This is a genomic window from Gordonia aichiensis NBRC 108223, assembly GCF_000332975.1.
In the GTDB taxonomy this organism is placed as follows: domain Bacteria; phylum Actinomycetota; class Actinomycetes; order Mycobacteriales; family Mycobacteriaceae; genus Gordonia; species Gordonia aichiensis.
On sequence record NZ_BANR01000005.1, the window covers coordinates 89,352 to 102,651 of the forward strand.

The following is a 13,300-nucleotide window of genomic DNA, read 5'->3' on the forward strand; positions in this document are numbered from 1 at the left end:
GCCGCAGGTTGCGTGTGACACACCCCTTGCCGCGTGTCACATGACCCATCTCGCCGGGCGGGCAGGCATGTTGTGTCTGGGGGCAGGGCCGTCGGGATGAGCCGCTAAGATCGAGAAGTCCCCTCGGATGAGTGAATGTGTTTCGGCACGGTCCATCTGGCCGAGGGGTTGTTTCTTGCCTTCGCGCCGTCGGGAGCTTTGATTACGTGACTTCTGCCCAATCGTCCGCAACGCCCGCCGGTCCACCGCTACGCGCCTGGCAGCGGCGAGCGCTCACGAAGTACCTCGCAACCCGGCCGACCGATTTCCTCGCCGTGGCGACGCCCGGGGCAGGAAAGACGACATTCGGTCTGCGGGTCGCGCGGGAGCTGCTCGACGATCGCACGGTCGAGCAGGTCACCGTCGTGACCCCGACCGAACACCTCAAGCATCAGTGGGCTCAGGCCGCCGCACGCGTCGGTATCGCGCTCGACTCCCGGTTTCGAAATTCCGACGGCCAGACGAGCTCTGACTACAACGGCGTGGCGTTGACTTACGCGCAGGTTGCGGCGCACCCATCGCGGCACCGCGTTCGTACCGAGAATCGTCGAACACTGGTGATCCTCGACGAGATCCATCACGGTGGCGACGCGAAATCGTGGGGCGACGCGATCCGTGAGGCGTTCTCCGACGCCGTACGGAGATTGTCGCTGACGGGAACACCGTTCCGCTCTGACGATTCACCCATCCCGTTCGTCACCTACGAGCCCGAAGGGGGTGGCGTGTTGCGATCACGGGCCGACCACTCCTACGGGTACGCCGACGCGCTCGCCGACGGCGTGGTTCGGCCGGTGGTCTTCCTCGCGTACTCGGGCCAGGCGAGTTGGCGGACGTCCGCGGGCGAGGAGTACACCGCGCGGTTGGGTGAGCCGCTCTCCGCCGAGCAGACTGCGCGCGCCTGGCGAACCGCCCTCGACGCACACGGCGACTGGATTCCGTCGGTGTTCCAGGCGGCCCACACCCGGCTCGGTCAGCTACGAGCAGCAGGCGTTCCCGACGCCGGTGGCCTCGTGATCGCCACCGACCAGACCGTTGCGCGAGACTACGCGGAACTCCTCGAGTCGATCACCGGGCGCAAGCCGGTACTCGTGTTGTCCGACGACCCGAAATCGACATCGCGCATCGCTCAGTTCGCCGAGTCGGACGACGAGTGGATGATCGCGGTCCGCATGGTGTCCGAGGGCGTCGACGTTCCACGGCTCGCGGTGGGGGTGTACGCGACGAGTGCGTCGACGCCGCTGTTCTTCGCCCAGGCGATCGGGCGATTCGTGCGCTCGAGGCGCCCAGGGGAGACGGCCAGCGTCTTCCTACCCTCTGTGCCTGTCCTGCTGAATCTCGCCAGCCAGATGGAGGCTGAACGCGACCATGTCCTCGGGAAGCCACATCGGGAGAGCGACGGACTCGACGACGCCCTGCTGATCGACGCGAACAAGCAGAAGGACGAGCCGGGCGAGGACGAGAAGGGCTTCCAGTCGCTGCACGCCGACGCAGAACTCGACCAGGTGATCTTCGACGGCTCCTCGTTCGGTACCGCGACGTTTGCCGGAAGCGACGAGGAGTCGGACTACCTCGGTCTTCCCGGACTGCTCGACGCCGACCAGGTGCGCGCGCTGCTCCGCAAGAAACAGGCCGAGCAGGTTGCCCAGCGGTCGACGGTCACCCAGATCACACCCGCGGCCGAGAAGACTCCGACGCAGGCCACAGCTGGGGAGAATCTCCACGCACTGCGTAAAGAACTCAACGGGCTGGTGGCAATGCATCATCACCGCACGGGCAAACCGCACGGCATGGTGCACAACGAACTGCGCAGCAGACTGGGCGGCCCGCCCACGGCAATGGCGACGGCCGACCAACTCCGCGAGCGCATCAAGGCGCTGCGCGAGTGGCGGTGACACGAGGCACACTCAACGAACGACGCCCGATAACCGAACGCCCCGACCACATGGTGTGGCCGGGGCGTTCGAGTACGTGTATCGGTCTCTAGACCAGCTCTCCCGCGGACTCTTCGACGGTGGCACTGAGCTCGACGAGTCGGGCCTCGTGCTCGTTGAAGTGGTGGCGGCAGAAGAGAAGCTCGCCGCCCTTGGGCAGGACGGCACGAACCTTTGCGGCTGCGCCACAGCGATCGCAACGATCGGCAGCGGTGAGCGGTATGGAGATCGGGGTTGTGGTGGCGATGTCAGACATTTTCCTCCGTCCCGGTCCGGCGCCGGTGTGGTCGCCTTCCCTTCAGAGCCAACGCATCCGGACGATGCGTCAACCTCACTGTGTCAGACGTTTGGGGCGCTCGTATTGTTCCGCCGGTTTCCCGGGTGTGTCGTCACTCACCGTTAACACCTGTTCTTCGAGGTGCAACACAACTACACGAACCCGTTACGCGCGTGGCGATCTGGCTCACAATCGGGCGGTGCTGGGAGCGGTGGTGGCTATGGTGCTGGCGTGACGTCATCAACCGACGGGGCGGCCGTCGAACGCCTCATTCATCTGATCTCCCGCGCGGACTGGCGAGCGGCCCGAGGTGACTCCCACCTGCGACCGCCGTCGCTCGATAATGTCGGGTTCGTTCATCTCTCGACCCCGCACCAGGTGCACCTACCCGCCAACCGGTTCTATGCCGACGAGCAGGAACTTCTCGCGCTGGTGATCGATACGGCATCACTCGACGCCGAGATCCGTTGGGAACCCGGCGTCGACGACGACCCTGACGCGATGCTGTTTCCGCACTTGTACGGCCCGCTGCCGCTGGCAGCAGTAGCAGACGTCATCACCTACCCCCGTGGTGGGGATGGCGCTTTCGGTCCGTTCGACAGGCCGTGAGTCCGCTGGCGGGGGACGATCGGATGCGAAATTCGGCGAGGGTCAGTCGAGGTAGTCGCGCAGCACCTGGGAGCGGCTGGGATGGCGCAGCTTCGACATGGTCTTCGACTCGATCTGCCGGATGCGCTCGCGCGTCACGCCGTAAACCTGGCCGATCTCGTCGAGCGTGCGCGGCTGACCGTCGGTCAGCCCGAACCGCAGCCGGACTACGCCCGCTTCGCGCTCGGACAACGTCTCGAGAACCGACTGCAGTTGATCCTGCAGCAGCGTGAAACTGACCGCGTCGACCGCGACGACCGCCTCGGAGTCTTCGATGAAGTCGCCGAGCTGCGAATCACCCTCGTCGCCGATGGTCTGGTCGAGCGAGATGGGCTCACGCGCGTACTGCTGGATCTCCAGCACCTTCTCCGGCGTGATGTCCATTTCCTTCGCAAGCTCTTCGGGGGTCGGCTCCCGACCGAGGTCCTGGAGTAGCTCACGCTGGATACGACCGAGCTTGTTGATCACCTCGACCATGTGCACCGGAATGCGGATGGTGCGGGCCTGATCGGCCATGGCGCGGGTGATCGCCTGACGAATCCACCAGGTGGCGTACGTCGAGAACTTGTACCCCTTGGTGTAGTCGAACTTCTCGACAGCACGGATCAGACCGAGGTTGCCCTCCTGGATCAGGTCCAGGAATGCCATGCCGCGGCCGGTGTAGCGCTTGGCGAGGGAGACGACGAGACGAAGGTTTGCCTCGAGGAGGTGATTCTTGGCGCGGTTTCCGTCGCGAGAAATCCAGTTCAGGTCGCGCTTCTGTGCGGTCGAGATCTTCTCGCCGGACTCCATGATCCGGCGGAGACGCTCGGTGGCGTACAGGCCTGCTTCGATGCGCTTGGCGAGTTCGACCTCTTCTTCAGCGTTGAGGAGAGCGACCTTGCCGATCTGCTTGAGGTAGGCGCGCACCGAGTCGGCGGACGCGGTGAGCTCCGCGTCTTTACGGGCCTGGCGGAGAGCCTCTGACTCTTCCTCATCCCAGACGAAGTCGCCCGCCGTCTTGGCGTCGGCGTCCTTCGTGGGTTTCTCGGCGGGCGGCGCGACCGGGGGAGTCGCTCCCGCAGAGGTCTTGGCGGGAGTCTCGGACTCCGCGGTGCTGTCGTCGTCCTCGGCGGAGTCGTCGACCTCGTCCTCGTCGTCGACGTCGAGATCCTCGTCGTCGATCTCGACGTCGTCATCGAGCTCGGCGTCAGGGCCGTCGATGTCATCGATCGAGCCGCCGTCGAGCTCATCTGCGCCATCGGCGTCGCCTGAGCCGTCCGCTGGACTCGCGGCCTTCTTGGCCGCTTTCTTCGGTGCGGCCTTCTTGGCCGCCTTCTTGGCAGGAGCCTTGCGAGCTGTGGCTTTCTTGGCCGCCTTCTTGGCGGTCTTCTTGGCCGTTGCCTTATCTGCAGCCGGGGCCGACGTCGTCGTCGAATCCTCGGCTTCGGCGTCGCTCTGGCGGGTCTGGGTGGCTGCCACGTACAACCTTTCCGAACACAATCTGACACGCTGATTCACAGCGGAGAACCGCTGCGGATCGGGCTGGTTTCTCGGTGCATCGTCACCGGTGGAAACCATTGTAACGACAACATCACTCCGAATGTGACAAATGCCAGGTCAGACGGGTTGTCGCAGCGCCGATCGCGTGGTGTTTCGTGACCCGGCCGACCGTTGACGACCGGGGCGGAAAGGCTGACGAGATCTCGACGACGATCAGGGCTGGAGACCGCGGTCGACCGCCATCGCGGCACCTACGATCCCGGCAGTGTTCTGGAGCGCGGCGGGCACCACCTTGGTCTCGTTCGTCAGGTGCGGAATCCACTTGTCGGCCTTGCGGCTGATGCCGCCGCCCGCGATGAACAGCGACGGCCAGAAGAGTGCCTCGTACTCGTCGAGGACTTTGCTGACCTTCTTCGCCCACTTCTTGTAGGACCAGCCCTTCTCGTCCTTCACTCGTGAGGACGCCTGATGCTCGGCTTCCTTCTTGCCGACGATCAGATGTCCGAGTTCGGTGTTCGGTACGAGCGTGCCATTGACGAGGATCGCCGACCCGATGCCGGTACCGAAGGTCAACAGCATGACCACACCGTCGACCCCGCGTCCGGCCCCATGTGCGTCCTCTGCCATTCCCGCGGCGTCTGCGTCGTTGACGACGGACAGATCCCGGCCGCCGAGATCTTTGGCGAAGAGGTCATAGGTATTGGTACCGATCCATCCCTTGTCGATGTTCGCCGCGGTGCGCATGGTCCCGCCGGTGATGACGCCGGGGAGCGTGATGCCAACGGGCCCATCCCAATTGAAGTGGCCCACAACCTCGGCTACGCCCCGCGACACTGCTTCGGGCGTTGCCGGTTGGGGGGTGAGGACCTTGTAGCGTTCGCCGACGAGCATCCCTGTCGTCAGGTCGACGATCCCGCCCTTGATTCCCGACCCTCCGACGTCGACGCCGAACGCGCGTGGTCCGGCGGAATCCTTGGCGGAGGTGGAAGAGTCGGTCATGGCGGTTTCCTCTCTCGGGGATCGCGGTGTCCGCAATCATGCGATCTTCAGGCTAACGAGGCGTGACGTGCAACGGGCGGATCTTGTGGGAATCGTGTCGCACGGTGACGGTTGCGTGACCGTCGGGTGACGCCGCGGCGCCGAGCGGGAGGGATTCCGGCAACTGACATGATGGTCTCGTGAACACCCCACGCGAGAAGCCCGACACGACCGAGACGATCGCAGGCGTCGACGTGGAGCGACTCGGCGAGGTGGCACTCGAGGTCGCCACCGATGCGGCTCGGCATGTGCGGAAAAGACGACCGGAGTTGTTCGGACGTACGGGCGCGGGCGAGGCCGACGAAGCCACGTCGTCGGCTGTCTCGACCAAGTCCACGCCCACCGACCCGGTGACCCTGGCCGACACCGAATCCGAAGATCTCATCCGCTCGCGACTGAGTCGACTACGCCCCGGTGACGCGATCCTCGGAGAAGAGGAAGGCGGCAGTGTCGAGGTCCCGTCCGGTGTGCGATGGGTGATCGATCCGATCGACGGAACTGTGAATTTCCTCTACGGGATCCCTGCATATGCGGTATCGGTTGCCGCACAGGTCGACGGAAAGTCGGTGGCAGGCGCCGTCGTCGACGTTGCTCGCGACGTCGTGTACACGGCGACGCTCTCAGGTGGCGCCTACGAATTGCGTGACGGCGTGCGCACCAGGCTGCATGCGAATCCGATCACGTGCGTCGACCTCGCGCTTGTCGCGACGGGCTTCGGTTACGACGTCGAGCGTCGACGCGCACAGGGCGAACTGATGGCCCGATTGCTACCGCGGGTGCGTGATCTGCGTCGGGTAGGCGCCGCGGCGCTCGATCTGTGCATGGTTGCCTCCGGCGCGGTGGACGCACACATCGAGCACGGATTGAGTCCGTGGGACTGGGCTGCCGGTGCACTTGTGGCATCGGAGGCAGGCGCGCTGGTGCGCACCCCGCTGCCCGACTCGCGTTCGGGTGATGGCGACGCCACCGTTGCGGTGGCGCCGGGAATCGCAGAGGAGTTCTTCGGGCTGCTGGACGAGATCGGTGCGCTGTCGCCGATCACGTGAGTGCTCGACGGTTTCCCACGACGTAACCTACGTTCTGAGTGAACAGCAGTGTCGGTCAACAGGATTGGGCGTGAACCGCGCGCACGACGCCGGGATCGGCGCCGGTCTTGGGGTTCTGCGGATCGGCCGAGCGGAGGGCCTCCAGGGCAGCCTGCGTGTCCTGCGACTGCTCACGCGCCTTGTAGTACTCGCCGAGAGCGACGTCCACCGAGGTGCCGGGGCGTCCGTCGTCGACCAGTTCGGCGCACGGAATCGCGATCCAGACCGACGCCGCGGCGGCCTTTCCCGCGGGGCCGAACCGAATCTGCGCCACGCAGTCGAGGTCGCGGTTGGGGTAGAGCGCATCGTCGGCATACGCGCCGTCGGCAACCGGATTGAACCCCTGGGCTGTCAGATCGTCTGACACGGTCTGTGCCTCACCGCGCTGGGTTGATGCGTTGAGGACGCGCACCTGGAATGTGGAGAGCGCAGCCGGGGCGACCTCGAGCATCTGGTCGCGATCAACGACGGTGAGCTTCGGTGTCTTCGCCGAGGCCGCGGCAGGAGCCGTGGCGACCGGGGGTGCTGCGACCGAGGAACTGGCCGGGGTCGGCTGGTTGCAGCTCGTGGGTGTTGCGTCTGCCGTCGACGTGGAGAGCGCGACGGCCCATGCGATCACGCCGGCGACGAGCAGGATGACCGCGACGATGATCGCAGGTCGCGCCCGGCGACGTCGATAGGGGCGTCCCTTGTCATCGGTGGGATAACCGACCGTAATCCTCGAGACCACCGTGCTCCTTCTCGCATCTACGCATCAACTTCCGCCTCACTCTAGAGGGTTGGCGGGTGTCGGTGGGGCAGGTCCCGCGCGTGCGCGTCGGGATGGCCGGACGCATCGGGAATGAATCGGAGTACACGTGATGTTGACCGCGGACAAGCGATGCACTACAGTTCGGGCGCCCCGTCCGAGACACGGATGGACCAGCCTACGGAGTATGTGATGGACATCACATAAATCTGTTCGGTTGGGGGTAACGAATTGCAGGCGCCACGAGTTGTTGTGACGTCGGCGAAATCCAATCCCCCGACAGGCATCGTGCTCATTGGTCGACCGGCCACAAGCCAGTCCTCCTCGGCTCCAACTCCAACCAAGTAAGGCACACAATGGCTACTGATTATGACGCGCCGCGGCGTACGGAGACCGAAGACCTGAACGAGGATTCGCTCGAGGAGTTGAAGGCTCGTCGTAGCGAAGCCCAGTCGTCTGCGGTCGATGTCGACGAGACCGACACCGCCGAGTCGTTCGAGCTGCCCGGCGCTGACCTCTCCGGAGAGGAACTCTCCGTCCGGGTGATTCCCAAGCAGGCCGACGAGTTCACCTGCAGCAGTTGCTTCCTCGTGTATCACCGCAGCCGGTTGGCACGGGAGAACGGCAGTTCACTCATCTGCGTCGACTGCGCCTGAGCGGCCGCGCAGCGTGCCGGATCCTTCCGGCATCGCTGCGCCGCTTTCTACGTGCTCCCGGTGCTCGAAGCGCCGACACTGGTCGGCTGCGACGCTCCGGGGTCCGGCCTCACGGCTCGTTCAGGCCTGATGGCGGTCCGAGTGCTCCGGGTTCGCAGCGGTGCTCGCGCTGGCATCGGCGACGCCGAGCGCGGCGAGCACCTGCTCGGGATGCCGTGTCGACACCAGCCAGTAGGGCGTCGGGTCGTCGGGATCATCGAGCACCAGCAGCACCATCGTCTTGATCCACGCGTGGTGCATGAGATAGGCGGCGGGGTCGAGTTGACGGCCCAGCGCAGCGCTCTTGGCCGACGCCGGGATGCTCGCGCCGCGCGCGATGACAGAATTCGGCAACTGAGCCTTGCCTGCATGTAGTACGCCGTCGGCGCTGACTCTGATCTGCGTCCGCCCCATCGACCACAGCAGAAATGCGCACAGCAGGCCCACGGCGATGTAGCCGACGAAACTCCACGACGAGCGATGCGCCGAGAGCTGGATCTCATATCCGGCCACGGCGGTCACCACAGCGGCTGCCGGCCACCACCAGAGAGGTACACGCAGACGTTCGCTATAGCGGTCTGCTGCCGTAGCGGCCGGGCGCGGCGAACGGTTCCCGGTCTCCTCGGGTGGTTCGGATGGGGTCACAGTGTCAGCGTAGTCTGCGTGCGTGACCGCAGAATCTGACCCCGGTGCTGCACCGATCGGTCCCGTCCCTGTGAAGCGACTCGATCCCGACATTCCACTGCCCGCTCGCGCACATGTCGGTGACGCGGGCGTCGACCTGTGTTCGACCATCGACGTCGAGCTACCGCCCGGGCGCAGGCAACTCGTCGGTACCGGGATCGCTGTGGCGCTACCGATCGGCACGGTCGGCCTTGTCCATCCACGGTCGGGACTTGCTGCGCGTGCCGGTCTGTCGATCGTCAACACTCCCGGGACCATCGATGCCGGGTACCGGGGCGAGATCAAGGTGTGTCTGATCAACCTCGACCCGTCGGAGACGATCAGCATCACACGTGGAGATCGCATCGCGCAGTTGGTGATCCAGCGGGTCGAACTCGCCGACTTCGTCGAGGTCGACGCGCTGGACGAGACGGCACGCGGCGAGGGTGGCTACGGATCGAGCGGCGGACACGCCATACTGACCACCGGGGGGTCTGTCGATCCGGGTAACGGCCCGGGTCCCGTAGGCGACAACGCGAACGAGGAGAACCCGACGTGATGGCACGAGACCCCGAAACGACGTCGACGCCGGACACGTCCGATCAGCCACTCCTCATCGGTCAGGCGCGTGGTCCCTACGACATCACCGAACTCGACACGCCGGCCGACGATCTCGAGAAGTCGCATCTCGATCTCGGTGCAGTGCTCGTTCCTGTCGTCGAGGGCGGCCAGGTCACCGTCGAGATGACCGCCGACCATCAGCCGGAGGCCGTCTACCTGGTGACGCCCTACGGGCGGATCACCGTCGCGGCGTTCGCCGCACCGAAGTCACCTGGTCTGTGGCGTGAGGTGGTGGGCGAGCTGGTCGAGTCGCTGAAGAACGACGGCGCGACAACCAGTATCGAGGACGGCCACTGGGGTCGCGAGATCGTTGCAGAGGTGCCGGGCGGAAGTCATCGCTTCATCGGCGTCGACGGTCCGCGCTGGATGGTGCGGCTGGTGGCCAGCGGGCCGACCGAGACCGCGGTCGAATTGGCTCAGCTCTCCCGTGCCGTGCTCGCGGAGTCGGTCGTCCGACGCGGCACCGAGCCCGCACCGCCGCGCGAGATGCTGCCCTTGGTGCTGCCGCCGGTTCTCGCCGAACAGGTCGCGGCCGCCCAGCAGCAGATGTTCGACGACGCTGCAGCCCAGGGCGGCGAGGTCCCGTCGGGTGTCGTCGTCCCCGAGAGTGCGCCCGCTCCGTCAGACGAGGCACAGCGGGTGCCGCCCTCATCGGGGTCGGGCGTCGGGGATGGCCCTGGTCCAGCGGAACCCGCGGCCAGTGACGATGTCGGCTCCGGAGACGAGCCCCGCTCCGCAGGCTCGGCCATGCAGCGATTCCGTCGGCGTCGCTGAATCCCAGATCGACGCACCCGCCTCAGCAGGTGCTCATTCGCGCATCGTCGCTGCGGCGCGCAGGCGTAGCCAGGTGCGCGCGCAGGTCGTGCCAAGCACTGCCGGGTCGGTGCCCCACTGGGTCAATCCGACGTCGACGACGTCCGCGCACGGGGCGGCCGCCGACCACTCCTCGGCGATCTCGTGGGGATGCAGCGGGTCGTCGATCGCGGCGGTGATCGCCAGTGGCGCGGTCAGGGTCGCAATCTCGTCCGCCGTCGGCGCCACGCACCGAGCTGCTGCACGCAACTGAGCGACGAGGTCGCGTGACTGTGCGCGCCACGAGCGGCTCAATTCGACGCCGAGCCAGTCGGGGCTGGTCGCAACCATCGCAGCGATCGTCGCGTCGAGTCCGTCGCTCTCGATGGCGTCGGCGGTGAGTCGGGCGCTGGCTGCGGCAGGAGATCTCGTCGGCTCGCCACTCCACGGCGGCAGCGCCGCGAGGACGCCGGCACAGGCGCCGATGCGCCCATACAGCGGTTGGTCGAGCGCCCAGCGCAGTGCGGTCACAGCTCCGATCGACACGCCGCCGACGAGGATCGCCTCGTGCTCGGATGCTGCTGCGTCGAGTGCACGGATGTAGCCGGGTAGGAGATCTGCCGTCGGTGCGAGGGCGACGAGTTCGACGTCGAGCAGTCGCGCGGCCGCACCGAACGCGCGTCGGATGTAGTCATCGTCCGAACCTGTCCCCGGCATGGCGATGAGCGCGGTCGGGGCCGGTGAGGGAGCGGTGTCGTACGAGGGCATGAACCGATGATGCCGCGCGTTGTCAGTGAAGAGCGTAGGGGTCTAGGCTGACCGGGTGCGGCTCGGTTGGTTTCAACACCGATACGCCGGGCCCGAAACACGATGTGTACTTGGAGGTTGTGATGCCCACAGCCGGTTATCTCAAGCGACTGACCAAGCGGCTCACCGAAGATCTCGGCGAGGCGGATGCGGAGAAGATCGCGGCGGAATCGGCGGCCACCGGCGCCCAGCGCGCGGTGGAGTGTTCACGCGGCGACGAAGTGACGATGCACGGCGAGTTGCGTGCGGTCGAAACCTGTTCGCGCACCGCCAAGAGCGGGGTCAAGGCCGAGTTCTTCGACGGTAGCGACGTCGTCTTTCTGAAATGGATGGGTCGTAACCGCATCCCAGGCATCGAACCAGGACGCAAGATCACGGTCAGCGGACGCCTCGGCGAACACGACGGCACCAAGGTGATCTACAACCCTGACTACGAGTTGCATGGCGACGGAGAAGACTGACGGTTTCGACGCCGCGACGGATAACGACGCAGTACTACGAGAAAGACAACCGACTCCGACCGTTCTCGACCAGCTCGGCGGCGTATCAGGTCTGATCTCGTCGACGATCCCGGTCGTCGTGTTCGTCGCCGTCAACGCCGCCGTCGGGATGACGGCAGCCATCATCGCTGCGCTCGCCACTGCTGTGGTGCTCGCGATCGCGCGACTGCTTCGGCACGACGGACTCGCCCCGGCCGTGTCGGGATTCCTCGGTGTCGCGATCTGTGTGTTCATCGCTCACCGGGTCGGCGATGCGAAGGGCTACTTTCTCTTCGGCATCTGGACATCGCTTGCGTACGCAGGCATTCTGCTCGCCTCGATCCTGCTTCGGTGGCCGCTGGTGGGCGTGGCCTGGAACTACGTCAACGGCGCGGGCACGCGGTGGCGTCGCGACCGCAGAACGCTGCTGGCCTACGACATCGCCACAGCATTCTGGGGCCTGGTGTTCGCGGGGCGCTACCTCGCCCAGTCGTCGCTCTACGACAGCGGTGACACCGGTTGGCTCGCGGCGGCACGGATCGGTATGGGCTGGCCGCTCACCGCGCTCGCGGTCGTCGTGACGGTGGTTCTGGTGCGGCGTGCAGTACGCGCCTGACTGCTGACACTCAGCTCACATGGATGGCGGCGTGCAGCGCGGGCTCGACCTCGACGGCGGCCACGAAGACCAACTCGTCACCGCCTTCGAGCGGATCGTCGCGTTCGGGCACGATCACGCGACCTCCGCGGATGATGGCCACGAGCGCAGCATCCCGCGGCAGATCGATCTTGCGCACCGGTTTGCCTGCGAGCGGAGTATCGGGAGGCAGTGTGAGTTCGACGAGGTTGGCTTGCCCCTGACGAAATGTCATGAGCCGCACCAGATCACCGACCGATACCGCTTCCTCCACAAGGGAGGCGAGTAGGCGCGGTGTCGACACCGCGACGTCGACTCCCCAGTCCTCTCCGAACAACCACTCGTTGCGGGGATCGTTGACGCGGGCGACAACCCTGCTGACCGCGAACTCCGTCTTCGCCAGAAGACTGACGACGAGGTTGGCCTTGTCGTCGCCTGTGGCTGCGATCATCACATCGTAGGACTGCAGGCCCGCCCGCTCGAGGTTGGTCAGCTCGCACGCATCGGCGAGCAGCCAGGTGGCCCCGCTGACCGCGTCGACGTCGATGTGGCTCGCCAGACGCTCGAACAACGTCACTTCATGTCCCGCGGCAATGAGCTCACGGGCGATCGAGCGGCCGACTGCGCCCGCGCCTGCGATCGCGACTTTCATCTCTCTCCTCTAATCAGCGTGGGCCAGGGGCGCGGCGACGAGCGCGCGCACGTCGGCGAGATCGTCCAGGCGAACCGAGGCGAAGACGATATCATCTTGCTGCAGAACGGTTTTGGCCTCGGGTAGGATCGGTTTGCCGTGGCGGTTGAGAAACGACAGACGGGCGCCAGAGAGTTCTTGGAACTTCACGGACGTGATGCCGATCCACGACTCGTGCACGTCGAGCTGGGCGATCGCGATGGTTCCCGAGGGGTCGCGCCACTCGGTTGTTGTCGATGTCTCGCCAAGCGCTGAGACGAAGCGTTCGGTGGTCCACGGCACCGTCGCGACGGTGGGAATCCCCAGTCGCTCGTACACCTGCGCACGCTTGGCGTCGTAGATTCTGGCGACGACGCGCGGGACGTCGAACGTCTCGCGGGCCACCCGTGCGGCGATGATGTTGGAATTGTCGCCAGAGGAGACTGCGGCGAACGCGTCGGCCTTTTGGATCCCGGCGCGCCCGAGGACGTCGCGGTCGAACCCGACCCCGACGATCTGCTCGCCGGTGAAGTCGTCGGACAGTCGGGTGAACGCCGCGGGATCGCGGTCGATGATGGCAACCTGGTGACCGCGCTTCTGCATGGCCATCGCCAGGGACGATCCCACTCGTCCGCACCCCATGATGACTACCCGCACATCGATCCTCTCGTGGGCTCGCTACTCGTGGGCG

General features: G+C 65.9%; 16 protein-coding genes. 8 read left to right on the plus strand and 8 right to left on the minus strand.

Translation table 11 applies throughout. From position 1 onward, the window contains the following. Nucleotides 1–206 precede the first annotated feature (206 nt). Nucleotides 207–1,931 carry a DEAD/DEAH box helicase gene (locus tag GOACH_RS07675; RefSeq protein WP_005172987.1) on the plus strand — a complete coding sequence of 575 codons (1,725 nt, stop codon included), beginning with the start codon at nt 207–209 and terminating at the stop codon, nt 1,929–1,931. Between the two features lie 88 nt (nt 1,932–2,019). On the opposite strand, the gene GOACH_RS07680 is transcribed toward GOACH_RS07675, so the two are convergent. Beyond that, nucleotides 2,020–2,226 (minus strand): DUF7455 domain-containing protein, encoded by a 207-nt coding sequence (locus GOACH_RS07680; RefSeq protein ID WP_005173003.1) that lies wholly within the window; start codon nt 2,224–2,226, stop codon nt 2,020–2,022. A 252-nt stretch (nt 2,227–2,478) separates the two neighbouring features. Here GOACH_RS07680 and GOACH_RS07685 point away from each other — a divergent pair, with 252 nt between their 5' ends. Then, nucleotides 2,479–2,856: a DUF952 domain-containing protein gene (locus GOACH_RS07685; protein ID WP_040518025.1), complete on the plus strand. Its 378-nt coding sequence runs from the start codon at nt 2,479–2,481 to the stop codon at nt 2,854–2,856. Nucleotides 2,857–2,898: 42 nt separating this feature from the next. Here GOACH_RS07685 and GOACH_RS07690 read toward each other — a convergent pair whose 3' ends face one another. Further along, entirely contained in the window at nt 2,899–4,356 is a 1,458-nt protein-coding gene (locus GOACH_RS07690; protein ID WP_005173007.1) for an RNA polymerase sigma factor, read from the minus strand. 234 nt (nt 4,357–4,590) lie between these two features. Further along, the gene (gene ppgK / locus GOACH_RS07695) at nt 4,591–5,376 is read right to left on the minus strand and encodes a polyphosphate--glucose phosphotransferase (RefSeq protein ID WP_005173009.1); all 786 of its coding nucleotides are present in this window, start codon (nt 5,374–5,376) and stop codon (nt 4,591–4,593) included. Between the two features lie 179 nt (nt 5,377–5,555). Here ppgK and GOACH_RS07700 point away from each other — a divergent pair, with 179 nt between their 5' ends. Further along, on the plus strand, nt 5,556–6,461 hold the full coding sequence (locus tag GOACH_RS07700) for an inositol monophosphatase family protein (RefSeq protein WP_005173011.1): 906 nt from the start codon (nt 5,556–5,558) through the stop codon (nt 6,459–6,461). 55 nt (nt 6,462–6,516) lie between these two features. On the opposite strand, the gene cei is transcribed toward GOACH_RS07700, so the two are convergent. Next, a complete protein-coding gene (gene cei, locus GOACH_RS07705) occupies nt 6,517–7,230 on the minus strand; it encodes an envelope integrity protein Cei (protein ID WP_005173013.1) in 714 nt (237 codons plus the stop codon). A 374-nt stretch (nt 7,231–7,604) separates the two neighbouring features. On the opposite strand from cei, the gene GOACH_RS07710 reads away from it, so the two are divergent. Beyond that, complete coding sequence (locus GOACH_RS07710) at nt 7,605–7,904, plus strand: DUF4193 domain-containing protein (protein WP_005173015.1); 300 nt, start codon at nt 7,605–7,607, stop codon at nt 7,902–7,904. 120 nt (nt 7,905–8,024) lie between these two features. Here GOACH_RS07710 and GOACH_RS07715 read toward each other — a convergent pair whose 3' ends face one another. Next, a complete protein-coding gene (locus GOACH_RS07715; protein ID WP_052003942.1) occupies nt 8,025–8,588 on the minus strand; it encodes a DUF3093 domain-containing protein in 564 nt (187 codons plus the stop codon). A 22-nt stretch (nt 8,589–8,610) separates the two neighbouring features. Here GOACH_RS07715 and dut point away from each other — a divergent pair, with 22 nt between their 5' ends. Together dut and GOACH_RS07725 are read left to right on the plus strand one after the other, a co-directional pair. After that, on the plus strand, nt 8,611–9,165 hold the full coding sequence (dut, locus tag GOACH_RS07720) for a dUTP diphosphatase (RefSeq protein WP_005173020.1): 555 nt from the start codon (nt 8,611–8,613) through the stop codon (nt 9,163–9,165). Further along, nucleotides 9,165–10,001 carry a DUF3710 domain-containing protein gene (locus tag GOACH_RS07725; protein WP_040518028.1) on the plus strand — a complete coding sequence of 279 codons (837 nt, stop codon included), beginning with the start codon at nt 9,165–9,167 and terminating at the stop codon, nt 9,999–10,001. The genes dut and GOACH_RS07725 overlap by 1 nt, the downstream gene beginning before the upstream one ends. A gap of 33 nt (nt 10,002–10,034) precedes the next feature. Here the strand turns inward: GOACH_RS07725 and GOACH_RS07730 are convergent, their stop codons facing one another. After that, on the minus strand, nt 10,035–10,787 hold the full coding sequence (locus GOACH_RS07730; RefSeq protein WP_005173026.1) for an alpha/beta hydrolase: 753 nt from the start codon (nt 10,785–10,787) through the stop codon (nt 10,035–10,037). Between the two features lie 122 nt (nt 10,788–10,909). Here GOACH_RS07730 and GOACH_RS07735 point away from each other — a divergent pair, with 122 nt between their 5' ends. Together GOACH_RS07735 and GOACH_RS07740 are read left to right on the plus strand one after the other, a co-directional pair. Next, nucleotides 10,910–11,287 carry an OB-fold nucleic acid binding domain-containing protein gene (locus GOACH_RS07735; protein WP_005173029.1) on the plus strand — a complete coding sequence of 126 codons (378 nt, stop codon included), beginning with the start codon at nt 10,910–10,912 and terminating at the stop codon, nt 11,285–11,287. Further along, complete coding sequence (locus GOACH_RS07740; RefSeq protein ID WP_005173033.1) at nt 11,268–11,921, plus strand: DUF3159 domain-containing protein; 654 nt, start codon at nt 11,268–11,270, stop codon at nt 11,919–11,921. Before GOACH_RS07735 ends, GOACH_RS07740 begins: the two co-directional genes overlap by 20 nt. 10 nt (nt 11,922–11,931) lie before the next feature. On the opposite strand, the gene GOACH_RS07745 is transcribed toward GOACH_RS07740, so the two are convergent. Further along, entirely contained in the window at nt 11,932–12,591 is a 660-nt protein-coding gene (locus GOACH_RS07745) for a potassium channel family protein (protein ID WP_005173035.1), read from the minus strand. Nucleotides 12,592–12,600: 9 nt separating this feature from the next. Beyond that, nucleotides 12,601–13,266: a potassium channel family protein gene (locus tag GOACH_RS07750; protein ID WP_040518031.1), complete on the minus strand. Its 666-nt coding sequence runs from the start codon at nt 13,264–13,266 to the stop codon at nt 12,601–12,603. Nucleotides 13,267–13,300 lie beyond the last annotated feature (34 nt).